Annotated in this window: 18 protein-coding genes; 7 read left to right on the plus strand and 11 right to left on the minus strand. The window is 49.6% G+C overall.

The annotated features are described in order from the left end of the window. Positions 1 to 220 precede the first annotated feature (220 nt). Positions 221 to 4,558 carry a protein kinase gene (locus AAC022_RS22495; protein WP_339734688.1) on the plus strand — a complete coding sequence of 1,446 codons (4,338 nt, stop codon included), beginning with the start codon at positions 221 to 223 and terminating at the stop codon, positions 4,556 to 4,558. 20 nt (positions 4,559 to 4,578) lie between these two features. Here AAC022_RS22495 and AAC022_RS22500 read toward each other — a convergent pair whose 3' ends face one another. The 4 genes from AAC022_RS22500 to AAC022_RS22515 all read right to left on the minus strand — a co-directional run bounded on the left by AAC022_RS22500 (position 4,579) and on the right by AAC022_RS22515 (position 8,273). Next, positions 4,579 to 6,297 carry an ATP-binding protein gene (locus AAC022_RS22500; protein WP_339734690.1) on the minus strand — a complete coding sequence of 573 codons (1,719 nt, stop codon included), beginning with the start codon at positions 6,295 to 6,297 and terminating at the stop codon, positions 4,579 to 4,581. 326 nt (positions 6,298 to 6,623) lie between these two features. Further along, positions 6,624 to 6,998: a hypothetical protein gene (locus tag AAC022_RS22505; RefSeq protein WP_339734692.1), complete on the minus strand. Its 375-nt coding sequence runs from the start codon at positions 6,996 to 6,998 to the stop codon at positions 6,624 to 6,626. A gap of 173 nt (positions 6,999 to 7,171) precedes the next feature. Next, a complete protein-coding gene (locus tag AAC022_RS22510; protein WP_339734694.1) occupies positions 7,172 to 7,561 on the minus strand; it encodes a hypothetical protein in 390 nt (129 codons plus the stop codon). Between the two features lie 100 nt (positions 7,562 to 7,661). Beyond that, positions 7,662 to 8,273 (minus strand): superoxide dismutase, encoded by a 612-nt coding sequence (locus AAC022_RS22515; protein ID WP_339734696.1) that lies wholly within the window; start codon positions 8,271 to 8,273, stop codon positions 7,662 to 7,664. A gap of 301 nt (positions 8,274 to 8,574) precedes the next feature. Between AAC022_RS22515 and AAC022_RS22520 the strand changes: the two genes are divergently transcribed. Beyond that, complete coding sequence (locus tag AAC022_RS22520; RefSeq protein ID WP_339734698.1) at positions 8,575 to 9,351, plus strand: glycosyltransferase family 2 protein; 777 nt, start codon at positions 8,575 to 8,577, stop codon at positions 9,349 to 9,351. Positions 9,352 to 9,549: 198 nt separating this feature from the next. After that, on the plus strand, positions 9,550 to 11,277 hold the full coding sequence (locus AAC022_RS22525) for a hypothetical protein (RefSeq protein WP_339734700.1): 1,728 nt from the start codon (positions 9,550 to 9,552) through the stop codon (positions 11,275 to 11,277). A 22-nt stretch (positions 11,278 to 11,299) separates the two neighbouring features. Here the strand turns inward: AAC022_RS22525 and fetB are convergent, their stop codons facing one another. Further along, positions 11,300 to 12,094, minus strand: coding sequence for an iron export ABC transporter permease subunit FetB (fetB, locus tag AAC022_RS22530; RefSeq protein ID WP_339734702.1), 795 nt, complete (start codon positions 12,092 to 12,094; stop codon positions 11,300 to 11,302). A 330-nt stretch (positions 12,095 to 12,424) separates the two neighbouring features. On the opposite strand from fetB, the gene AAC022_RS22535 reads away from it, so the two are divergent. The 4 genes from AAC022_RS22535 to AAC022_RS22550 all read left to right on the plus strand — a co-directional run bounded on the left by AAC022_RS22535 (position 12,425) and on the right by AAC022_RS22550 (position 17,011). Then, positions 12,425 to 13,333 (plus strand): UDP-2,3-diacylglucosamine diphosphatase, encoded by a 909-nt coding sequence (locus tag AAC022_RS22535; protein ID WP_339734704.1) that lies wholly within the window; start codon positions 12,425 to 12,427, stop codon positions 13,331 to 13,333. A 38-nt stretch (positions 13,334 to 13,371) separates the two neighbouring features. Then, positions 13,372 to 14,568: a BtaA family protein gene (locus tag AAC022_RS22540; protein WP_339734706.1), complete on the plus strand. Its 1,197-nt coding sequence runs from the start codon at positions 13,372 to 13,374 to the stop codon at positions 14,566 to 14,568. Between the two features lie 50 nt (positions 14,569 to 14,618). After that, positions 14,619 to 15,362, plus strand: a complete 744-nt coding sequence (locus tag AAC022_RS22545; RefSeq protein WP_339734708.1) for a class I SAM-dependent methyltransferase — start codon at positions 14,619 to 14,621, stop codon at positions 15,360 to 15,362. Between the two features lie 95 nt (positions 15,363 to 15,457). Continuing rightward, on the plus strand, positions 15,458 to 17,011 hold the full coding sequence (locus tag AAC022_RS22550) for an AAA family ATPase (protein WP_339734710.1): 1,554 nt from the start codon (positions 15,458 to 15,460) through the stop codon (positions 17,009 to 17,011). A gap of 18 nt (positions 17,012 to 17,029) precedes the next feature. On the opposite strand, the gene AAC022_RS22555 is transcribed toward AAC022_RS22550, so the two are convergent. The 6 genes from AAC022_RS22555 to AAC022_RS22580 form a co-directional block, all read right to left on the minus strand. Continuing rightward, positions 17,030 to 17,395: an STAS/SEC14 domain-containing protein gene (locus AAC022_RS22555; protein WP_339734712.1), complete on the minus strand. Its 366-nt coding sequence runs from the start codon at positions 17,393 to 17,395 to the stop codon at positions 17,030 to 17,032. 123 nt (positions 17,396 to 17,518) lie between these two features. Beyond that, on the minus strand, positions 17,519 to 18,220 hold the full coding sequence (locus AAC022_RS22560; RefSeq protein WP_339734714.1) for an ATP-binding cassette domain-containing protein: 702 nt from the start codon (positions 18,218 to 18,220) through the stop codon (positions 17,519 to 17,521). After that, positions 18,220 to 19,143 carry a 1-phosphofructokinase family hexose kinase gene (locus tag AAC022_RS22565; RefSeq protein WP_339734716.1) on the minus strand — a complete coding sequence of 308 codons (924 nt, stop codon included), beginning with the start codon at positions 19,141 to 19,143 and terminating at the stop codon, positions 18,220 to 18,222. Before AAC022_RS22565 ends, AAC022_RS22560 begins: the two co-directional genes overlap by 1 nt. 54 nt (positions 19,144 to 19,197) lie before the next feature. Continuing rightward, positions 19,198 to 20,508, minus strand: a complete 1,311-nt coding sequence (locus AAC022_RS22570) for a GDSL-type esterase/lipase family protein (protein WP_339734718.1) — start codon at positions 20,506 to 20,508, stop codon at positions 19,198 to 19,200. Between the two features lie 109 nt (positions 20,509 to 20,617). Then, entirely contained in the window at positions 20,618 to 21,787 is a 1,170-nt protein-coding gene (locus AAC022_RS22575) for an iron-containing alcohol dehydrogenase (protein WP_339734720.1), read from the minus strand. Positions 21,788 to 21,857: 70 nt separating this feature from the next. Next, a complete protein-coding gene (locus AAC022_RS22580; protein ID WP_339734722.1) occupies positions 21,858 to 22,442 on the minus strand; it encodes a glutathione peroxidase in 585 nt (194 codons plus the stop codon). Positions 22,443 to 22,666 lie beyond the last annotated feature (224 nt).

Here is a 22,666-nt window from a genome sequence, read left to right on the forward strand (position 1 = left end):
AAGTGATGCGGGGCCAAAGTGTTCAGATTCTGTTGTCTCAGAATTGCAGAAAAGGCCAAGGCTCTATTTTGACTCTACCCTTCCAACCGCCTATGATATAAGGTCTTCCAGCTTCAGTTTACTTGTGACTTAAAATCAGATCTAAAAAAATTCCAACAAGCGGTCACAGGCAGTAAGGCGTTTTTTGAATTTGTCGATTCAGACAGTTCTGGGGTAGGCGATGGCCAAGCAGAAAAAAGATTCTTCTCCGAAGAAAAAACGCCAGTCTGCGCGCGTGCCCAAAATGGAAACTCTGGGCAAATATCAGATTGAGAAAGAAATTGGCGCGGGAGGGATGGGGGCCGTCTTCCTGGCTCGCGATACAACGCTGAATCGCCTGGCAGCGTTAAAAATATTACCCCGTGACAAAGCCGAGAATCCGGTACTCGTCAAACGCTTCAAAGCAGAAGGTCAGGCTGCGGCACATCTGCGACATGAAAACATTGTTTCCGTTTATGATGCCGGCGAAGAGGATGGTTATCTTTATATCGCGTTGGAGTATGTCGAAGGGACCGACTTACACAATCTGATCAATAAACGTGACCGGATTCCCGTACGTCGTTCTCTGGAGATCATCACACAGGTTACCGAGGCTTTAGCACACGCCTACCAGCAGGGAATTGTGCACCGGGACATCAAGCCGGCGAACATTCTCATTCGACTAGATGGGGTCGTGAAACTGACCGACCTGGGGCTGGCACGTTCGATAGACGATAATACCGAGACGAGTATTACCCGAGCAGGAACGACAGTGGGCACCGTTGATTATATGGCTCCCGAGCAGGCCCGGGACAGCAAGGCCGCAGACATTCGGAGCGATATCTATTCGCTGGGATGTACCTGGTATCACATGCTGACGGGGCGCGCTCCTTTTTCTGAAGGCAGCTTGACGAATAAGCTGGCGGCACATGCTACCACAGCTCCTCCCGATCCTCGTGCACTGAATGAGCATGTTCCGGAGGGAATCGTGGCGATCATTCAGCGCATGATGGCCAAGTCCCAAAAGGCGCGTTATCAGAATCCCACAGAGTTGCTGGAAGACTTAAAGAATTCCAACCTGAAGCGTTCGAATGTCGATAACAATGTATTGGAAGCCTTAGCGAGTGAGTCTGATAGCGAACACGCGACACTCGACCCCAGCGCCAATCTGCCAGCAGACAGTAGCGATTTTCAAATCAATCAATTCATTCCAGATTTCAGCAGTCAGACTGATGAAGAAGAAGAGCAGGAATCGAGTAGTCGCCTGAGTACAAGTTTCGACCTGCAGCAACTGGCGGATGTCGATGTTGAATCTGGGGCCACATTGCCTGAGGGGGACCGATCTAAAACGCCTTCTGAAAGTAAGCGCTCGAGAGAAAAAGAACCACTGTCTGATGAAGCGAAAAAGCCGTCCCGTTCGCGCCGCCCTGCTCCGGAATCGGAAGAGGAAGGCTCAGTCATTTCTGACTCGGCCATGAAAACCAGAAAAGCTGCCCGTTCGCGGAAGTCGGATACACCTGTTGAACAGAGAAAACGTGCTCAGAAAACGGGGGCCGGTCCGAAAGCCTCCCCGCAAGAATCGCCCACGCGCAGTCGACCGCCTCGAAAGTCCCATAAAGCGACGCCTCTGCCACCTGTAGAAAACGCAGGCTCAGATAGTCAGATCGCAATCGATTATCGGCAAATTGCCATGTTTGCTGGTGGCGCGATTCTGTTGATCCTGCTGGTCTGGTGGGCCATCAAGGCCTTTAGTTCTTCAGATCCTGTTCAGCAGGGACCCGGAAGTAATCCGTTCGCGACAGCCAAACAGAATCAGCAGAATAGCGAGCAGGTTGCCCCCAACCAAAACCCGGCGGAAGGAGATCCTCAGGCAGCAGCCAAGGAGAACGACCTCACTCAGACGACGGTCGAAGTTGCTAAGAACGAGGGAGCAAGTCCGGATTCTAAGCAGAGCAAGCAGTCCAATGGAGCATGGCAAAATACGGCAGTCCGCGGGATGGAAAAGAAGTTTCTTCCTGAGTGGGGTTCCAGTTTCTCTGATTTGGTGGGGGCGAAAGCAGCTAAAGTTGATTCCCAATTGCCGGTACTCAAGGTTGCTTCCGGTAAAACTGATTCCGGTGTTTATGGTAGTCTCAACGAAGCGATCGAAGCGGTCACTGGTAAAGGGGCTATGATCCGATTGTATGGTCAGGGACCTTTTCGGCTCAAACCTCACCGGTTACAGAATATTTCTCAGCTCATTATTATGGCAGATTCTGAACAGTCCCCCGTTGTGTTGATTCAGGCAAATGAGTTGTCTGCGAATCAATCGGAAATGGATTTGCTTTCGTTTTCATCAGGCGTGCTTCGTTTTCAGGGAATTCATTTTCTGTGCGATGCTTCGCAGATTCCCGGTAAGGGAGTATGTAATGTCTTGGGGTCCAATAGCAGTGATCTGAGCTTTCAAGACTGTTCTTTCTCACTCACTGGAACAGGCAAAAGAATCTTTCGCTTAATCAATTCGACTGGAGAACCTCGCACAACGACACAACGACCGGAAGGTGAGTCACGGATACTGTTAGAGAATTTCGTTGTGACCGGTAATCAACTGCAAACGATTCGCATCGATCAGCCTTATGCAGATGTCCTGATTTCCAATTGTTTTATTTCGACGAAGGGGGCACCTTGCCTGGAACTGGAAAGTCTGGACGCCCACTCTAAGTCCCGTTCAATCTTGCAGGAGCGTAAGCTGCCTCGCACAGCCCGGATCTTTTCCAGTACCCTGCTCTCTGATCAATCAATCTTAGAACTGAATGGGTCAACAAAATCTAAAGAGCCAAAACAACCAGATCAGCCTGAACCAGCGGCTCGTCAAACTGAGATTATCGTTGTGAATTCGGTGTTTATTGGCAATCCGGCTGAAAAGCAGGCTGCGGTAATCTCTCTGAAAGACTGGTCTCAGGACAAATTGCGTGAACAAAGCAAGAGCCGGTTTGATGGTTTACAATTACATCTGGAGAGTTCCTTGTTCTGGGGCTGGCCTTTTTATCTGCGTTCGACCGAACCTGGAAACTCGAAAAATGTATTTCAAGTCGACTCTCATCGAACCTGGCAGCAAAGCTGGGGCAAGCTTATCCCGGCAGCTGTATTCAATCCCGATCTGCCAGAGGGATTAAGCAAACTTAGCGACCCTGCTTTTGTAAAACCGCTATTGAATTTTTCAAAACAGCAGGCCGTTCACGCCGTCTCGGAAGGAGGCGTTATTGCCGGCTGTGATCCTGCTGGATTGTGGTCTCTGTCTCAGGGGCAGTTGAAACGTCTTAACGCGAGTTTAAATAAACCGCATGTTGAACAAAAAATTCAGAAAGTGTTTGCGAAAGCGAAGACCATTTCCTTTGACATGACAAAGGGGAATCTGAGTGATTTCCTGAGCAGTTCTGCCGTTTCCGGGCCGACGAAGGTGACTGTCCGTGGTCAGGGTGTGTGTTATACTTCGCCAATCATACTTGAGAATAAACAGGTTCGTCTCCAATTTGAGGGAACGGGGAGAACTCCTCTGGTTATTGAGTTGAAACTTCTCCCCTCCGCTGCAAAAGCACGTTCTCGCAATCCAAAGACAGCCGGTATTTCCTCGTTTATTACGCTGAAGAACTCGACCTTAAGCATGAGTGGGGGCAACTTTCGGATTTCCATGGAGCGAAAAGGCGTGATTCCGAAGCATTTCCTGATTTGCCAGGACAGTCAGCTTGCGTTGGATCGGTGTGCTCTGCGCGCGATGCTGATCAACGACAGACGTTTTCAGTCTGTTGTGTATGTTGAACCTTCAGGTGCCGGGAAATCGAGTCAGGTTTTTATGAACGATTCCTTTCTGGCAGCGTCCGGAACGGTTGTTGAATCGCGTACGCCTCGGCTCAGCCTTGAAATTCGAAACAGCCTGCTTCTCAGTCAGAAAGATATTTTTGCATTCAATGCGCAAGCTGCTGCTCTCCAGGTTTCTTTGAGTCAAAGCAGCTTTGCTGCCGGCGGGACGGTATTTGCCTTTCAACAATCCCCTGGAAGGGCCACAGTCGGAAATGCTGCTCAGATATTTGCGGATGAATCTCTGTTTCTACCCGCTCCTGCGACTTCAGCAACTCGTTCAGATTTTTCGAAGACTGCTAGTTTATTTTCAATTCCACAAGCGTTCCAGAAGGGGCAGCAAATTCAGTGGTGGGGGAATTCGAACGGTTTTATGGTAGAACGTCTGCAGGTTCTGGGCGGAACCTCTGCCGGTTCTCAAAATTCGGGAGTTGAGTTTTCCAATGAAATGAAGCGTCTGTTTGGTGACGAAGCCGATCATCGTGCTTTGTCAATCCGAGGGGGCATTATCTTTCAGGAACAGAAACTGCCACCTTTGGTCAAAATTGATCCGGCCCACTTTCAATTATTGCCGACTTGCAAAGCTGCCAGCTGGTCCGATTTAAAACAACAGCTTGGCGCTGACCCCGCTCTATTACAGGCGATGGTTCAGGGGGGGAGTCAAAATTCGGGGCAACGGGAGCGAATCAAGCGTGCTTTCTAAGTGGGGACTGAAGCATCGGTTCATGGGGCTGGGGCAGGCGGGTTATCTTCGTCCAATCGGGGAATCGAAAGCGTAAACCGCGAACCGTTTCCGGCTTCACTTTCGATATTGATTTCGCCGCCATGTTCTCGGATGATTTTCTGGCTGACAGCCAGTCCAATTCCCGTTCCACGGGCGCCCTTGGTTGACTCGAACAGATTGAAGATCTTGTTGATTTGATCCTCAGGAATCCCGGGACCGTTGTCTGAGACCAGAATCAAAATTTGATCTGGTTTGGCTAAATACTTGGTTTCGAGGAGTACGATCCCCTCTTCCGAGCCTTCGACAGCATCAATGGCGTTTATCACGATATTCAGAATCGCTCTGTGCATTCCTTCATGGTCAAAGACCGATTCCGGCAGGTCTTCTGCAGGTTCGCATTTCAGTTGAACGCCACACTCTTCTGCCCGTGCCTGCATCAGTTCCACGATATCTTTTACCGGCGTATTGATTGAGCCCGGTTCCAATGCCGGTTTTCTCTCGGTGCTGAAAGTGAGCATGTCCATCACCAGGTGATAGATTTTGTTCTGATTCTTTTCAACAATCGTCCAGCCTTTGCGAACCAGATCTTCTTCTGATTTCTTTAACCCCATATCAATGAGGTAACTGCCGCCCCGAACTCCCTGCAGAATATTTTTAATGTGATGGCTCAAAGTCGCAATGGTTTGCCCCATCGCGGCGAAGCGTTCAGCTTTGAGCATTGCGTTTTGAAAACGATAGTTTTCGATCGCCAAAGCGGACTGACGTCCGATTGCGACCAGCAGTCTGAGATGTTCTTCGCTGAATTTTTCGACAGCACCATTTTTAAGCAGGATTTCCGGATGGGCCGTTGTGGTGTCGACGTAGATTACTCCCATCAGTTCGTGGCGGCCCTGCATGGGAACACACATGGCTTCGCGGATACCGGCCTGAAGAATGCTGCCGCCTCCTTCAAAACGCTGGTCACGCCGGGCATCCGACGTGCGAACGCCCTGTTTTTTATTGAGCACATAGTCCACGATACTGTGTGAAACGGGCATGCGCGGCCCGGTTTTCTGTTTATCTCGACTGCTGTAGATTTGTGGTAGAACTTCGCCCGAATGCGGGTCTGTGATCAACATACATCCCCGGTCTGCGCCAACCGTGTTTATCGTGAGGTCGAGAATCCGTTTGAGTAATTCTTCCTGCGAGATGGTGGGACTGACCGACGCTTCGGCGATGCGATAGAGAGCCTGAAGATCATTTTGAATTGCCTGTTGCTGGACAATCCCTGTGTCTTCGGTTGTATCCAAAATGACGGAATCAAAATGATGATTGACTTCGTGCGTAATGCTGGAGTGATTGGAGTCCTCATTGCTGATGAGATCAACTTTTTCCGCCATGTAGCGGGAATCTTCATCAATGGCCTGACTTGAAAACAGCAGCAGACTGCGGCCGATTTGAATCTGATCACCGTTACTCAGTTTGACCGACTGTGTTTGTGTGCCATTAACCAGCGTACCATTGGAACTGTTCTGGTCGGTGATGATATAGGAACCGTTTTTAATTGAGATCAGCGCGTGCTGACGCGAGGCTTCCGTATCCAGGATCCGGATTTCATTTCGAACACCCCGCCCTATTCCTGCAGGCTCTGTGCCGAGCTTAAATCGAGTTCCCAAATCAACGCCCTGGATTACCAGCAGTGTCGCTTTGGTCCCGTCATTCCGTATCAACCTTTTCATTGTTTCTTATTCCCAGTCGATGACTGGGCCTGCCGCGCATGATGGTGTTGTCAGCCGAATACTCATTCTGAATCACATATTGCATTGAATACAGCAGTTTGGGACTGGCTCAATTCTGATTTGCGTTTGCCTGCTCGGAAAAAGCCAGTCGCTGTCGGCCTGATGTTAAACGAGAGATACAGCCTACCCGGTCCAATGCTCAATTTCGATGTTATTCAGTCAGTATTTCTTATCCCCAGTTGAGAATCATATCCCAATGGGGAGCCCTGTTCAAATCCCAGCTTCAGTTTGGAGTATGATATGAGGGGAGAATTCGTAGAATATGGCTATGTTGTCTCTGACTGATTTAAAAGACTTTCAATCGAATCAATCAATTCGGCATATTGAAAAGGCTGAACGAGAAAGCGAGTCGATTGATTGTGCTGCGCTGTGCTTGTTTTGCTTACTGAACCAATGATAACTCTCGGGACTTCGTTCCAATCGGGTTGGCTGGTCGTGAAATTTTCGGCATCATCATCGTAAACGACCACAATACTGGGGACTTCATTCCGGGAGATGAGGCTATCTGAATGATGTTGTCGAATTCGGTTGACTCGGCATCCCTGGGGTTCCAGGACCGCTTTGAGAACTGCTTCTGTTTCATTCAAACCATCAAAGACGACAACATGCTGACCATTCACCACTTTTGGGGTCCTTCCCATAACCACGGTATTCTATGAAGATTCCATCACAGTCAAATCTTCATTAAGGCAGATCGGGAAGATAACTCGTAACAAAATTCCTGTCAAAAGCAGAACCGGCAACTGAAATTCAGTTTTTGGGATTATGTAATCTTTACAACTGAAGACAGCAAGTGAGCAGTACCCCTCTTCTGCTACCAGGCAGATGGTGACGGGAAGTTGTCGTTGTAGATCTGTTCCTGGTTGATATAGTCGTCGGCCCGTCTCAAACTATCGTATTGCAGTTTACGTTGTTCGTTTTGCAGTTCCGCATCCGTAGTGAGACCTTTGATTTCAGCCAGTGGGGCATGGTACTTTGGCTGCTTGACCTTAACATCGGTCGGATAGAAAACTCCCTGGTCTTCGGCACCTCCCTTTGTTTTCCCATCCGAAAGTGATGCGATCCTGGTTTCGGGGTAAATCGCCTGGTGATAGGTACTGCTAAAGCCAGCCGGCTGGTGGTAATCGGGAATCATTCGACAGCCTGCTTGCGTGCAAGCGAAGCAGAGCAAAATAGCTACGAAGTAACAGCTGCGATTTGACATTGATTTTCCCCTAAAATACCAAAAGCGGCCTTCAAAAACATGAAGACCGCTTTCATATTATCGGCAATTTAGGGGTTGATTGTCGATTAAAATACGTCAATTACCCTTTGGCTGCGGTGTAACGTTTGGTTACTTCGTCCCAGTTGATCACATTAAAGAATGCTGAAATGTAGTCAGGACGTTTGTTTTGGTAGTTTAGGTAGTATGCGTGTTCCCAGACGTCGAGTCCCAAGATGGGAGTACGGCCTTCTGAAAGTGGAGTGTCCTGGTTAGGTGTACTTTCAACGACGAGTTTACCACCGTCAACAGACAACCAGGACCAGCCGCTTCCAAAACGGGTGGCAGCAGCATTGGAAAACTGCTCTTTGAATGCGTCATAGCTCCCAAAGGTAGAGTTTATGTCGTCACCAAGTGCGCCAGTTGGGTTTCCGCCTCCGTCAGGTGACATGACAGTCCAGAACAGGCTATGGTTGGCATGTCCGCCACCATTATTTCTAATTGCGCCCCGAATCGATTCTGGAACGGCACTCAGATCGCTGACCAGGTCTTCAATCGACTTGGCTGCCAGAGCATCGTGGCCTTCCAAAGCGGCGTTGGCCTTGGAAATATAGGCCTGATGGTGTTTGGTATGGTGGATTTCCATGGTGCGGGCATCAATGTGAGGTTCCAGCGCATCATAAGCGTAGGGTAGCTCGGGAAGCGTATAAGCCATTCGATTAACTCCTTTGTTTCCGTCTAAATAGTCTGAGGGTTGGTGACTTTTCGTATATTGCCTGGTGTGTCGAACTCATTATTATGGGGACGAAACCAATTTCTGTGCAAATACATCCACTGTGGTTATTGTAGAAGATTTATGTATTCTCACAACCAACCGAGCGGGAAGTTTTCACATTGTTCCTGCTCCGTAGGACTTTGAAAGGTGCGATATAGTTGACCCAGAGGTGGTGTGTTCTAAAATGGAACCGTGCTGAAAAAATCCGATAGAAGACTCCAGATTTTCAAAGGATCTGTATATGAGCAGGAAAGCATTAATCGCTTTGCCGGTTTTCAATGAAGAACGACATGTCATCGAGGTATTAACCGAAGTCCAGAAGTATGCCGAAGAAATTCTGGTCATCGACGATGGTTCTTCCGATCGGACACCGGAATTGCTGAACGAGCTGGCGGGAATCAAAGTGATTTCACATCCGGAGAATCAGGGGTACGGAGCTGCTCTGAAAAGCGCCTTTGATTTTGCTGTAGCACACCAGGATGAATATGACGTGCTGATTACCATCGATTGCGACGGCCAACACGAGCCCACATTACTCCCAGATCTGGTCCAGCAGATGCGTGATCAGACAGAGTCTGCTCCGATTGATCTCCTTTCGGGAAGCCGTTATCTAAAAAGCTATGACGGTGCCAGTATTCCCCCGGAAGATCGTCGGCAGATTAACGTGGCGGTCACACGCCGAATTAATGAGCAACTGGGATTTCAAATTACAGATGCCTTTTGTGGTTTGAAAGCTTATCGGACCGAGTCATTGTCGAAATTTAACGTGACCGATCTGGGATATGCGATGCCGCTCCAGCTTTGGGTTCAGGCAGCTGCACATGGAATGAAGATTGTCGAGTTTCCGGTTCCCCTGGTGTATCTTGAAGAAGAACGCAGTTTCGGTGGCTCACTGGATGATGCGATCAAACGAAAAGTCTACTACGATGAAGTACTCGATCGCGAAATGCAGGCAGCGGGTTTAGCCTACTGTGCAACGGAGTGTTGTAACGATCGTACCGATTCTTACTGTGAGTGAATTGTAAGCTGCTTCTCACTGATGGTCAGAATCGTATGCATCAGTGCATTTCCATTTGAATTCAAATCAAAAAGGCTCGACATTTCGTAGGAGACTAGTCAAACTAGAGTACTCACCACGTCGTATTTTTGTCTGGTGGATTGCATCGTCAGACGCAAATGAAATTGATCAAATTCAGCACACCATTAAAGCATTGAAATGTCTTCAGTGACTCCTTTTCCCTGTCAGAATCCTGATTCCCGATTTGATTCCGGTACGGAATCTGTTCCGGAACCATTGTGGGTCCAGCAGGATTTACGGGTACCACGATACGATGATGCGGTTTTTTCCCGTCCAGAGCTGAGTCAGATTATCAGCGACGCGGAAGAAAATCGACGCATGTTTGCCGCCTGTTCCCGAGACAGAAGCGGGAAGATTATTTCCAGCCTCAGAGAGTGGGCACGACGCAGTGTGCTGGAAGAAGCAGCCCGGTATACGTCCGAACTAACGGGAAACGCTGTTGAACTCCCCAATGATCTGAATGAGCGTCTGTTGCTGATTACTGGTCATCAGCCGGCGCTATACCATCCCGGTGTGTGGATGAAAAATCTGCTGATTGGAAAAGTGGCGCGTCAAACTTCTGGACTGAGTTTGAATCTGATTGTTGATAATGATCTGGTGAGTTCGACTTCGATTCGAGTTCCACAGGGATCTCGTTCTGCCCCGTCGTTGACTGATATCGCTTTTGATGAATCAATCAAGCAAAAGCCGTGGGAAGAGACAACCATTCAAAACCCGGAGTTGTTTCGTACATTTTCGGAACGGGTTGAAGCAGCTCTCAAACAGTGGCCTGATCTGCCTGCTCCCCTGTTACACGATATCTGGCCTGCAGCAATTTCTCAGATGAATGCGTCCGACCGTCTGGCAGACTGTTTGGCGGCAGCCCGTCATGCCCAGGAACAACGCTGGGGTGTCGAAAATCTGGAACTACCGATCAGTCGATTGTGTACGACGAGTCCGTTCCTGTGGTTCGCCTGCTATCTGTTTAAGTTTGCGGACTCGTTTCGCGCGACACACAACGAACTGCTGGCCGAGTATCGTAAGGTGAATCGTGTGCGAAGCAAAACGCACCCGGTTCCAGAACTGTCAGAGCAGGATGGCTGGATCGAATCTCCCTTTTGGATCTGGCGCGCGGGAGAGAGTCGTCGGCACCAGTTGTTTGTGAAACGTGATCAGGAAAAGATTTTGCTTTCTGATGGGACGAATGAGATCGCTGCACTGCCCATGCAGGAAAACTGCGATTTATCTGCGGCAATCGAAGTTCTGAAACAACTGCCGGCTCAGGGGATTCGTTTGCGAACGCGGGCTCTGACGACAACGTTGTTTGCCCGTTTGTTCCTGGGCGATCTGTTCGTGCATGGAATTGGCGGTGCCAAGTACGATGAAATGACAGACCGGATCTTTACCCGGTTCTTTCGTCTGACGCCTCCGCGTTATCTGACATTGTCTGCGACCAAGTTTCTGCCCTTCTGCGAACCGTACGATGTGCAACAATGCGATGAAACCTGCCTGAAACGCATCTTACGCGATCTGGATTTCAATTCAGATCGTCATCTGACGAGCAATCAAATGTCTGAGGCCGCTCCCTTGTTAGAGCGCAAGCAGTCGTTAATTCGTGAGCAACAGGCTGCAACTGCTGACCAGGAAAGGTCAGGAGACCGGGCGGAACGCAGGCGTATTAACAGGCACCGATTTCGCGAGCTGCGGCAGATTGATGCCGAATTGACAGGGTTGACGACAAAACTGCGGGAACAGATTAACGATGATCTGGTGAGTGTGCGACAGCAGATGGACGCGAACGCGGTGATTCAAAGCCGGGAGATGTCGTTTGTACTCTACCCCGAACCAGTCTTGAAAGCGCTGTTTGAGAAACTGACTTTTGAGTAAAACTCTTTGGTATCGGTCTGCCCTACCCGACTCGTTTGATCTGCTCGAACAGGAACTGGTGTTTCGAATTGAACAGCCGCCGATATCCCAATAGTACGGAAATCACGGTGCCCAGTGCCGTCCCTGAGGCGATCAGGAACATGATCACGATCTGATACTTGACTGAATCGAGAGGACTGGCTCCGGCCAGAATCTGTCCAGTCATTAAACCGGGCAGTGAAACCAGACCAACGACCATCATTGAATTGATGATCGGTGTCATGCCCGAACGCACTGCATTTTGCAATGCTTCCCGGGCCGCTTCATTTCGGGTGGCACCCAATGTGAGTTTGAGTTCCACTTCTGCTCTGCGCGACACCAACTCTTCGCTGAGTCGATCCATGCCGAGCGAAATTCCATTCAATGTATTTCCCAGAATCATGCCGAGCAGTGGGATCAGATACTGGGCCGGAGTCTCCGACCAGTTTTGAGGTGGAATAATCACGGTTAATGCAAAGCCGGTGACCAGCCAGGAACTGACGAAGACCGCCACGATGCTGTTTAACCAGATGCCGGGAAAACGACGTTGCGAACGTTGCACGGCGGTCAGACTGGCGATGAGTGTCATGGAAAACATCAAGAGCAGGATCACCGACCACCACGACAGCTCGAAGATCCATTCCAGGATCAGGCCAATTAACAACAATTGGACTATCGTTCGCAGGGATGCGATCAGCAGTCGCTTTTCCATGTTTAGCTTGAGCCAGACGGAGATGATGCCGTTGACTAAAACGAGCAGTGTCGCCAGTGCAATGTTCAAAGGAGTTAAGTCGTACATGAAGATCGCCTGTCTTCGTTTTTCAGTAAGAATGGAAACAGTAAGAATGAAATCATAAATGGTTCTGTGTGAGATGAGAAGTCAGGTCGAGTCCAGAGCACTCTTCATAAATTGGTTTTATAACCTTAACAAGATCTTTAAAGTGCGGGGTTTTTCTGTTTTTGTGAATTCTCAAGACCTTAACTTTGCATTCATCATCAGTAAATTATTGGCTGGTATCATCCCCGCCAGAATGCAAACAGAACAAATAAAAAGAACCCACAGTCAGTGCTGTGTCATCAGAGTAGCGGACAAGCGTTTTCGCGGAACAATGTCATTAAGGAGAATGATATGATCGTGTCCGAGGAACCGATCGCCAGAGCGGCGTGTCGACCCATTCGTTCAATTTTTGTCAGCGATGTGCATTTGGGATGTATGCACTCACGAGCGGATGAGTTTCTGGAGTTTCTAAACTCGCATGAGCCGGAGTCCCTGTATCTGGTGGGGGATCTGATTGATGGCTGGAAGTTACGTAAGAAGTGGCGCTGGCCGGAAAGCTATAACGCGATTCTCGAACGAGTGGAAGCATTAAGTGCACAAGGGACAGAAGTCTTTTATACCCCCGGCAACCACGATCAATTTTTGCGTGACTTTGGCAAACGTTTTGGTTTTGTCACACTCTCTGATGAATTCGTGCATATTACGGCCGACGGGCGGCGTTTTCTGATTATCCACGGCGACCAGTTTGACAATTTTGAAACCGGTGCGCAGTGGCTATCAGTCCTGGGCTCTTTTGCTTATGACCTCTTGCTGACGGCCAACAGTCTGTTCAATCGACTGTGGAAACGCGAAGGGCAGGCAAAGTTTGCGCTTTCTTCAGCTGTCAAATCTCAGGTTAAACACCTGATGCGGTTTATCAGTGATTTTGAACAGAAACTGGCAACTCACGCTCGCAAACGGCTTTGTGAAGGCATTATCTGCGGCCATATTCATGCTCCGAATATTCTGGAGATTGACGGGATCGATTACTGCAACACCGGTGACTGGGTGGAGCATTGCAGTGCTCTGATTGAATACAGCGACGGAGAAATGGAGATTGTGTTTTTCGATCAGGATCTTGCGCCAACTCAAAAGACGACTCTACCAGCACAGACTGCCGTCAAGAACAATGCACAGCAGAATTATGAGAAAACAGAGATGCCGAGTTTGATAAACCGTTTTCTAAAAAGATGTCACCCTTTGCGGTTGATTCGTCGTTAACCAACCTTGTCTTGATCCAATTAGTGGGAGCTAATGTTATGATTTCTGAACAGATCAGCCGTAAGAGTTTTCAGTGGGTTCATCAGGGAAATCTGGTTTATAACACTTGTTGGGAAGATCCCCGACTCGATCGACGGGCTCTGAGTCTCGGCCCGGATGACGAAGTTATGGTGATTACCTCCGCGGGTTGCAACGCACTGGACTATCTGCTGGATGAGCCGCGACGGGTACATGCCGTCGATATGAATCCCAAACAAAATGCTCTTCTGGAGTTAAAATTGTCGGCGATTCGCAATCTGGATTATGAGTCGTTTTTTGATTTGTTTGGCCGAGGACAATCCCGGAACTGGGAGAGTCTCTATTCACAGCACCTGCGTTCCGATCTCTCATTACTGTCTCGGAAATACTGGGACCGTCACGGGAAATTCTTTTCATGTGACGGCAAACGATCCAGTTTTTATTTCCGCGGTTCATCGGGTCTATTTGCCTGGTTTGTAAACTGTTACATCGACCGGGTGGCTAAGATTCGCGACGACATTAATTCTTTACTGGCAGCCCGAGATGTGACGGAGCAAAACGACATTTATCAATCTCGTCAGTTGAGCGAACTGTTATGGACGCGAATGATTAAATGGAGCATGGGGCGAGATTTGACGCTGTCGATGCTGGGTGTACCCCGCGCGCAACGGGCGCAGATCGATCAATGTTATGCTGGCGGTATTGTGCAGTTTGTAATCGATCGAATCGAGACCGTTTTTACCAGTCGGTCTCTGCAGGATAATTATTTCTGGCGCGTCTATCTGACGGGAAGTTATGAACCGGATTGTTGTCCCGAATATCTTAAGCCGGAAAACTTTGAGCGACTCAAAGCGGGGCTGATCGATCGGATCACCGTGAATACGAATACCGTGGAAGGATTTCTGAAACAGCATTCGGGCACGATATCCCGTTATGTGTTGTTGGACCATATGGACTGGATGGCCGGCGCGCAGCCTCAGATGCTGCAGAGCGAATGGCAGGCGATTCTGGATCGCGCCGCCGAACAGACTCGGATTCTCTGGCGGAGTGCCGGTATGAAAGTCGATTTCATTGATCCTTTGAAGGTGCAGTGTCAAGGACGTAGTCGTGAAGTCGGCGAACTGCTGAACTACCAGAGCCAACTGGCTTCGGAATTGCATGGGCGGGACCGCGTGAATACCTACGGCAGTTTCTATATTGCGGATCTGTTGGTGTAACGCGGTGAATGAAGCGAGGGGCCAGGACGTTTTTTTGAAAGCAGGATGAAATGAGCAATCTGAGTGCGCGGTTAAATGATTTTAAAACGTTGTGGCACCTGTTGATTTCCCGCGTTGATGGCCAAACGCACGCCGAACGCCTCAATTCATTTTATGGAGGTCAGGCTGCCGGTTATGATCAGTTCCGCAAACGATTATTGCACGGGCGTTGTGAACTGTTTGAGAGTCTGCCAGTCGCCGAAGATGGTGTCTGGGTCGATCTGGGAGCAGGAACGGGTGAGAACGCCGAATTGTGGGGGCAGCGGCTTGCGCAGTTTCAACGTGCGTACCTTGTCGATTTGTGTCAACCCCTGCTCGATGTCTGTGCGCAACGAATTTCTGATCGAGGCTGGAGAAATGTGAAAGCGGTCTGCGACGATGCGACTCTGTTTACGCCTCCGGAATCAGAAGTCGATCTGGTTACGTTTTCTTACTCATTAACGATGATTCCGGACTGGTTTCAGGCTCTGAATCATGCCTGGGATCTGTTGCGCCCGGGAGGAACCCTGGGAATTGTTGATTTTTACGTTTCAAGAAAATATCCGCGCGCGCATCTTCATTCGCACTCCTGGTTTCAACGCCATTTCTGGCCGACTTGGTTTGCCGGCGATAATGTGTTTCTCAATTCCGATCATTTGCCTTACCTGCTGGATCGGTTTGAAATGATCTCGCTGACGGAAAATCAGGGGAGCCTGCCCTTTGTGCCGTCCTGCAAAGTCCCCTACTACATTCTGATCGCGCAAAAACCGACTTGAGTCTGTTTCTACGCTCTGCGCACTGCTTCGATTCTGTTATAATATGACCTCATCCAGAATTACATTCAACGCAGCAGGAGCATGGAAGAAGCAGCATGTTGATTGAATCACTACAGAATAAATCCCTTTATGATCATCCCGTTGATAAATTTCAGGTGCTGGAGACGCATATTTCCCTGGTATTGCTGACAGGACCTTTTGCGTATAAACTGAAAAAACATGTGGATCTGGGGTTCGTCAATTTTTCGACGTTAGAATTGCGTAAGAAATACTGCGAGGAAGAAGTCCGTCTGAATCGCAGACTGGCGCCGGATCTGTATCTGAAGGTCATTCCCATTACCGGAACCGAGGCGGAACCGGAATGGGATGGGGCCGGCGAAGTCATTGATTACGCGGTGCAAATGGTTCAATTTTCTCAGGAGCATCTACTGAGTCATGCGATTGAGCAAGGCACTCTGACAGTGACTCAGATTGATTCACTGGCTCAGGAAGTCGCCACGTTTCACGAAAAAATCGACATTGCCGGCGACGACATGGAGTATGGCAGACCGGACAAAATTATGGCGCCGGTGGAAGAAAACTTTCGCCACCTGGGCGAGTTGTTTTCGTCCGATGATTCGATTCTGGAAATGGTCGCGTTGATTCGTACGGAGAATGAACACTGGTATGAATCTCATCAATCATTATTGGCGCAACGCAAGTCTTGTGGGTTTATTCGCGAATGCCATGGCGATATGCATTTGAATAATATGATTCTGAGTGAAAAGGGAGTCACTTTATTTGACTGTCTGGAATTTAATGCTGCGTTGCGCTGGGGGGATGTGATGAGCGAAGTGGCATTTTTGGTAATGGATCTGGAAGATCGTGGACACGCCGATTTTGCCATGCAGTTCCTGAATGGCTATCTGGAACGGACCGGCGATTATGCGGGCGTCCCGTTATTGCGGTTTTACTTATCCTACAGAGCGATGGTGCGTGCGAAAGTGGCTGCATTACGGTTGAGCCAGCATCATTATTTGGAAGCGGAAGGTGCAGCAATTCGTGAGGAGTTCTGGTCCTATCTGGAACTGGCAAAGAAATACGTCACGCCGACAGAACCGCTGCTGATGTTGACGCACGGCGTATCGGGGAGCGGGAAATCGTACGGGAGTGGCTTACTTCTGGAAGGAATGAATGCGATTCGCATTCGTTCTGATGCGGAACGCAAACGGCTGCAGACGGAATTACAGATCGCAGATACAGACCTATATTCTCGAGAGACAACCGAAAAGACCTATCAGCGATTGTCTGACCTCGCGCAAACAATTCTGCAGTCGGGCTGGAATGTAATTGTCGATGCTACTACGCTCAAAATCTGGCAACGCAGCCTGTTTCGGGAACTGGCTGAGAAGCTGAAAGTACCTTTTCTGCTGTTGTACTTTACGGCGGACCAAAGTGTTCTGGAATCGCGGATTGCGGCGCGCGAGGCTGCAGGCGGCGATCCTTCTGATGCGACGACTGAAGTTTTAGCACGTCAGTTGACAGGATTGGAACCACTAACATCAACCGAACAGGCAGAGGCAGTCGCCATTCCCGCCGATCAGGAATGGACGACTGAAATTCTGGTACAGCTTGTGAACCGCTTTTGCGAAGCGCAAGCAGCTGAATGATCTGCTGAGTCTATTGGTTTAACTCTCTTCCGCGATCCAGGTCTTGGCTGCTTCTGTGTCTGCGACGTCAAAGTATTTGATTTTGGCTTTCGTGAACGGTTTGCAGAAATTGGCCATGCCTTTTTCCCACTGACTTTCACCAACCATTGCCAGTCGCGCAATGTCTTTGAAGTGTTTCATGTCAAATTTGACGTCTTCCCAAAGGGCGCCTGCGGTCCAGCCATGAAAATCATCCAGCTCGACCAGCATATGCAGCGGGCCGCGTTGTTCAATCAACGTTTCGATGATGGGCGAGAAATCGTGATAGTCTTCTTTGACCAGTTTGCCGGAGAGTTTAATTTCGACGTAGTTCTGATCTGCGTGGTCTTGAATCTCAATAGGCATCGGTTGTCTCCTTAGAATGGGTGAGAGATAGTCCAACAATGCTAAGCATAATTGATTTGCAATTTCTTTCCAATCTGATTCTGAATAATTTAAAATAACTTCATCAGACGGTTTGGGATAGAATCAATTGCTTCCCTGAACGGGAGAGAGTGTCCCTGTGGGAAAAGTCATGATCTGCCTGGCAATGCGCTGTGCCTGGCTGTGGTCGTGGGTAATCCAGACCAAGGCGGGTGTTTTGTCTGAGGTCGTGAGCCATTTGAGAATGATTGATTCAAACTGTTCCGTGGCGCTGGGGTCGAGGCCAGACGTGGGTTCATCCAGTAACAGAATTTGCGGCGAGAGAATCAGGGCGCGCAGTAAGGCCACAATCTGCCCTTCTCCTCCTGAGAGGGCGCTGGACTGGCGTTGCAGGAATGATTCCGGCCTGTCAAAGATGTTTAATAAATTGATGATCGATGTAATGTTGTGCGATTTGTTCTGGTTTACCTGGAATTGGAGTGCGAATTTCAAATTGTCTTCTACGGTCCCTTCAATCAAAACCGGTCGTTGCTGCAGATAAACGACCTGACTGCGAAATTCGGGGAGCTGTTTATCTTTGAGACGCGCGCCCCGAAACTGTAGATCCCCTTCCTGGAATTCATCGAGCATGGCCAGCGAACGCAGGAAAAGCGTTTTACCTGAACCAGTAGGACCGACGATGGCGATCCGGTCGCCGGGATGGACAGAGAGCGACACATCTCGGATTAACCATTGTCCGGCTGATGTCTGCCTGCCGATCTGCCGGGCTTCCAGCAGGCAGTCGGGGTCACTGGGAGCCTCATTCATCAGACGACCTGTTCCATTTCGACCTGCTCATAGAATTCCTGCACGCTGGATTCGGAAAGTCGGGCGGGCAGTAATTGTGTCAGGTTATCGGCTGCGGCGCCCATACCCCAGCGAATCGATTCGGGAACCGTCCAGCCTCGATAGATAGCACAGGCAATGCCTGCAGCGAGACTATCACCACACCCAATGGGGTTCACTGCCTCGACTGAAGCCGGAGTAAATCGGTAAACCTCATCGGCGGATGTGGCCCACAAGGCTGATTTTCCCTGTGAGATCACGACCCAGGTCGCACCGCGGCGATTGATTTCCTGCATGCCTTTGATTAAATCTTCGGTACTGGAGAGACAGCGGTCGAGTGTGCGTTCGAGTTCTTCGTGATTGGGTTTGACCAGAAAGGGAGTCGCTGATAATGCTTCTTCCAATTCGGCACCTCGTGCGTCGAGAATCACCGGACAGTTTGTTTTGGCGATGAGGTCTCGGTAAAACGTGGTGGGGGCTCCTTCTGGCAGCGATCCAGTGAGGACGGCAACTGTGGCTGTTTCGGCGCAGCGACGGTACTCGGCGGCAAACGCTTTGACTTCCTGTTCCGAGAGCGGCGTTGCGTTTTCAACAAGCTCTGTTGTCTGGCCTGATGCGCGATCCAGAATTGTAGTACAGATACGAGTTGGATTGTGTTGGTCGAGGTCACGAAATGAAACATCGAGTTCGTTCAGCTCCGCTTCGATCAGGCTCCTGGCATAACCGCCCGCAGGAAAAATTGTTTCACAAGGACTGCCGAGGTGCTGAAGTGCAATTCCCACATTGATTACTTTGCCTGAAGCACACCAATGCGCAGTCTGGCAGCGATTGACTTCTCCGACTTGCAGAGAATTCACTTCCAGTATCTGTTGCCAGGCCGGACTCAGGCCGGCTGCAATGATCATTATTTGAATGCCTTATCTGGTACAAGGGGTAAAGGAATTATTCTCTCAACCGTATCAAGGAACTAATTCACCACGTAACATGATTTTGCCGACGCGGATTTTGGTTCCCTGAAATTTGGGGGATTTGAGTTCCTGTTCGGGGTTTTTCAGACGAAACGAGACAGAGCTACGGTCCGGCTGTTCCGGATGAATTTCAATAGTCACCGTATGGACAATGTCCGGGTCCAGATTCTGTCCGAGTTCCAAAGTGGCGATGCGATGGTATGTGCAATAGCTGTCGAAACGTGGGGTTAGTTTCGAATGCGGTTTTCCATCGACGGTGATCTGTACTTGTCCGCCGTCGGGACCTAACAAATCATAGAGGGCTGCCTGCGTGCCGCGAAAGCGAAACGTGATGCGGCTGCCTGGCTTGTCGGCTTCCCAGATTTGCCCCATGCGACCGCCGAATCGTTTTTGCAGAGTGTTGTCGGCTGAAAGTTCTTGCCAGTTGCCGGAGAGCATTGAGCGATTCAAGGGGACCATCTTGGCATCAGACCAGTGTCCAGTGACAAACGGTTGTTTGAGTTTTGATGCATGATTGATGGGTTTTGAAGTGGACTGCATCTGTTTGATGGCATCGGCGATGACTTCAGTGTAGATCTCGTGACCCTCACTGAGGGGATGTACGCCGTCTTTGGAAAAGAGCACAATTTCATCGGCTACGGGAGTGTCGGAAGTGAATTTGAGTTTTCCCTGCTGTTCTAGCTCCGCGATTTTCAATGCAACGTTGATTGACGGAATGCCATAATGATCGGCGAGTAGTTCCATCGCGGAAGCGGCTCGGGGGCACTTACCTTTTCTCAGGTCGTGTTCATATTTCACACGAAAGGTATAGACGAAACAGATATCGGCTTCTGGATTTGATTTCCAGATCTGACGGACGATCCCGTCCATCGATTCCCAGATGGCCTCCGGTTGTCGGCCTCCATCATTCACGGCAAACTCCACGAAGACCAGATCAGGGCGATGTTGCAGAACATCATGGTCCACACGAAACGCTCCGAGATTACTGCCGGTTCCGCCGATGGCGGCGTGAATTTCGTGGATTTTCGCTTGCGGAAAAGCTTCTTTTAGCCATTTGGTTGTTTTGACTCTCCAGCCGGCAGCCGCTGTGATGGAACCACCCAGATACGCCACGCGGACTTCTTCGTTCTGTTTGAGCTTGTGAAGCGTATTGCCGATTCCCTGGCGAGGTTTGACCAGTTTGGCTTTGACTGAATGGTAAACAGGAGTGTCTGCCTGCGCGAAACCGGATGTGCTAAAGATAAAGAGTACGCTAATGATAAAGAGTACAAGGGGGAGCAGCTTAAAAAAGGATCTGGGCATCTAATCTTTTCTCCATGAGTGCGAATGTCAAACAAGCATTTTAACGAATACAATCTCAGAATGAAATGAGCGCTCTTCACAAGTCCAGTAACTTGTAGGAGGAAATCGTTTACAGCAGGTCTTCCAGGATTTGGGTGAGCTCGGCGTCTGAAAGTTCGCGCGGATTGCCGCTCATGCTGTTGCCTCGGGAACTGGCGACTAGATCTGGGATTTGTGTGCGGGTGACGCCCAGACTTGCGAGATTGTGGGGGATTTGGATGCGATGATTGAGGGCTTCGATCTTGTCAATCAGGTGTTGAGCCGCCTCTGATTCCGAGAGTGAAAGTTCCGGGGCGATAAATCGGGTGATTTCGGCGTATTCTTTTTGTCGCACCGACAAGTTGGTTTTCAGTGTGGCAGGCAACATCACAGCGCAGGCCAAACCATGGGGAATGCGGCAGTGAATGCCCAGCGCGGGAGCGACGCCGTGGGCCATGCCTAAGCCGGAGTTGGCCAACGCGATTCCCGAGAGCAGTGCTGCATGCGCCATGCATTCGCGGGCGTTGCGGGATGTTCCCTCTTCGACTGCCTCTGCCAGTGCGGGCAAAGCCAGTTTGAGACCTTGCAGACAGAGTGCCTGCGGAATGGGTTGTGCGCGGCAGGAGATATAACTTTCCAGCAATTGGGTAATTGCATCCATGCCGGTTCTGGCTGTCACTTCAGAGGGAACTGAGCAGGCCAGTTTCGGATCGCAGAGCACGAGATTCGGAATCATCTGGTCGGCACGTAAGCTCTTTTTAAAGGCGGGCGAATAACTGGAAATAACGGCGTTCTTAGTCGCTTCGCTACCCGTTCCGGCGGTGGTGGGAATCGCGAGCAGCGGCAGAGGTGCCTGTTTCAGTTGTAAGTCTTGACCGACGCCTTCCAGGTAATCGAGAACGGTATCGCTTTCTCGGTTGGTGACCATGGCGGCGCAGGCTTTGGCCAGATCAATGGCTGAGCCGCCTCCAATGCCAATCAGAAAATCCCCTTCCCCAGCTCCCAGATGTTGCAGGATGTTTGTGACCTGGTCAACGTCAGCAACCTCCGGTTCATTAGAAATGGTGCGGACGAATTCGCTTTCAATATTAGACCGAAGCAGCAAACGTTTTAATTCATCAAGCACTCCATCTGATTCCAGCGAACGGGAGCCGTTGATGATCAAAGCGCGTGTGCCGAGTGGAGCGGCCCGTTGTCCGACTTCCTGAAATCGATTCCAACCGAAACAGATTTGTTGTGGAGAGAAAAAGTTGTAGTGCATGTCAGACAATCTATAAAAAAAGGGACACATCTCATGCAGATGTATCCCTTTGGGGTAAATCAGAAAATGATTATTTCTTTTTCAATTCGGTTTCGATGGCCTTTGTGACCTCTTCTGATTGCGGATTTTGACGTGTCGGGAAGCGGGCGGCGAGTTTACCATCACGGTTGATCAGGAATTTCTCAAAATTCCAGTTCACCGGGCCAGCGGATAGAGGTTTTGATTTTTGAGATGTCAGGTATTTAAAGAGGTCACTGGCTTCTGCGCCGTTGACGTCTACTTTGCTGAACATGTCAAACGTCACGCCGTAGTTTTTGGTACAGAACTCAGAAATCTGCAGCGCGGTTCCGGGCTCCTGGGCGCCGAACTGGTTGCAGGGAAATCCAAGGACGACCAGACCCTGGTCTTTGTATTTATCGTGTAGTGCCTGCAGATCTTTGTATTGGGGAGTTGCGCCACATTTGCTGGCGGTGTTGACAATCAGTAAGACTTTATCTTGGTATTTACTGAGATCGACTTCTTTGCCATCCAGGGATTTTAATTTGTGTTTCAAGACGGGGGACACTGATTTCTTGCTGGTTTCGCCAGCAAAAGAATTCGAACAGGCGATTGCGAGCACGGCTGCCAGCATGGTCATTGTTTTGAAGCGTTTCATCGATCTCTCCAAAGCTTAGGATCCGGGCAATGTGCTCGGTTCAGCATAAATGAAAAAAGTGGTTTATTAGATCGCATCTTGCAAGAGCAGAACGGTCCCTCGTCTCAGATTGTTTCCATTATAGATCCAAAGGAATCAAAAATACTACAATCAAGGCGTCTTCAGAGTAAATTCTACTGAAACGATGCTGAAACGGAAACCTGATGAGCAGGCAGCCTGAGTAT

This window comes from uncultured Gimesia sp. (assembly GCF_963976445.1).
Classification (GTDB): Bacteria; Planctomycetota; Planctomycetia; order Planctomycetales; family Planctomycetaceae; genus Gimesia.

Coding starts and splice junctions, on each gene's coding strand:
- AAC022_RS22495 (WP_339734688.1), top strand. CDS start 221: ATGGCCAAGCAGAAAAAAGATTCTTCTCCGAAGAAAAAACGCCAGTCT.
- AAC022_RS22500 (WP_339734690.1), bottom strand. CDS start 6,297: ATGAAAAGGTTGATACGGAATGACGGGACCAAAGCGACACTGCTGGTA.
- AAC022_RS22505 (WP_339734692.1), bottom strand. CDS start 6,998: ATGGGAAGGACCCCAAAAGTGGTGAATGGTCAGCATGTTGTCGTCTTT.
- AAC022_RS22510 (WP_339734694.1), bottom strand. CDS start 7,561: ATGTCAAATCGCAGCTGTTACTTCGTAGCTATTTTGCTCTGCTTCGCT.
- AAC022_RS22515 (WP_339734696.1), bottom strand. CDS start 8,273: ATGGCTTATACGCTTCCCGAGCTACCCTACGCTTATGATGCGCTGGAA.
- AAC022_RS22520 (WP_339734698.1), top strand. CDS start 8,575: ATGAGCAGGAAAGCATTAATCGCTTTGCCGGTTTTCAATGAAGAACGA.
- AAC022_RS22525 (WP_339734700.1), top strand. CDS start 9,550: ATGTCTTCAGTGACTCCTTTTCCCTGTCAGAATCCTGATTCCCGATTT.
- fetB (WP_339734702.1), bottom strand. CDS start 12,094: ATGTACGACTTAACTCCTTTGAACATTGCACTGGCGACACTGCTCGTT.
- AAC022_RS22535 (WP_339734704.1), top strand. CDS start 12,425: ATGATCGTGTCCGAGGAACCGATCGCCAGAGCGGCGTGTCGACCCATT.
- AAC022_RS22540 (WP_339734706.1), top strand. CDS start 13,372: ATGATTTCTGAACAGATCAGCCGTAAGAGTTTTCAGTGGGTTCATCAG.
- AAC022_RS22545 (WP_339734708.1), top strand. CDS start 14,619: ATGAGCAATCTGAGTGCGCGGTTAAATGATTTTAAAACGTTGTGGCAC.
- AAC022_RS22550 (WP_339734710.1), top strand. CDS start 15,458: ATGTTGATTGAATCACTACAGAATAAATCCCTTTATGATCATCCCGTT.
- AAC022_RS22555 (WP_339734712.1), bottom strand. CDS start 17,395: ATGCCTATTGAGATTCAAGACCACGCAGATCAGAACTACGTCGAAATT.
- AAC022_RS22560 (WP_339734714.1), bottom strand. CDS start 18,220: ATGAATGAGGCTCCCAGTGACCCCGACTGCCTGCTGGAAGCCCGGCAG.
- AAC022_RS22565 (WP_339734716.1), bottom strand. CDS start 19,143: ATGATCATTGCAGCCGGCCTGAGTCCGGCCTGGCAACAGATACTGGAA.
- AAC022_RS22570 (WP_339734718.1), bottom strand. CDS start 20,508: ATGCCCAGATCCTTTTTTAAGCTGCTCCCCCTTGTACTCTTTATCATT.
- AAC022_RS22575 (WP_339734720.1), bottom strand. CDS start 21,787: ATGCACTACAACTTTTTCTCTCCACAACAAATCTGTTTCGGTTGGAAT.
- AAC022_RS22580 (WP_339734722.1), bottom strand. CDS start 22,442: ATGAAACGCTTCAAAACAATGACCATGCTGGCAGCCGTGCTCGCAATC.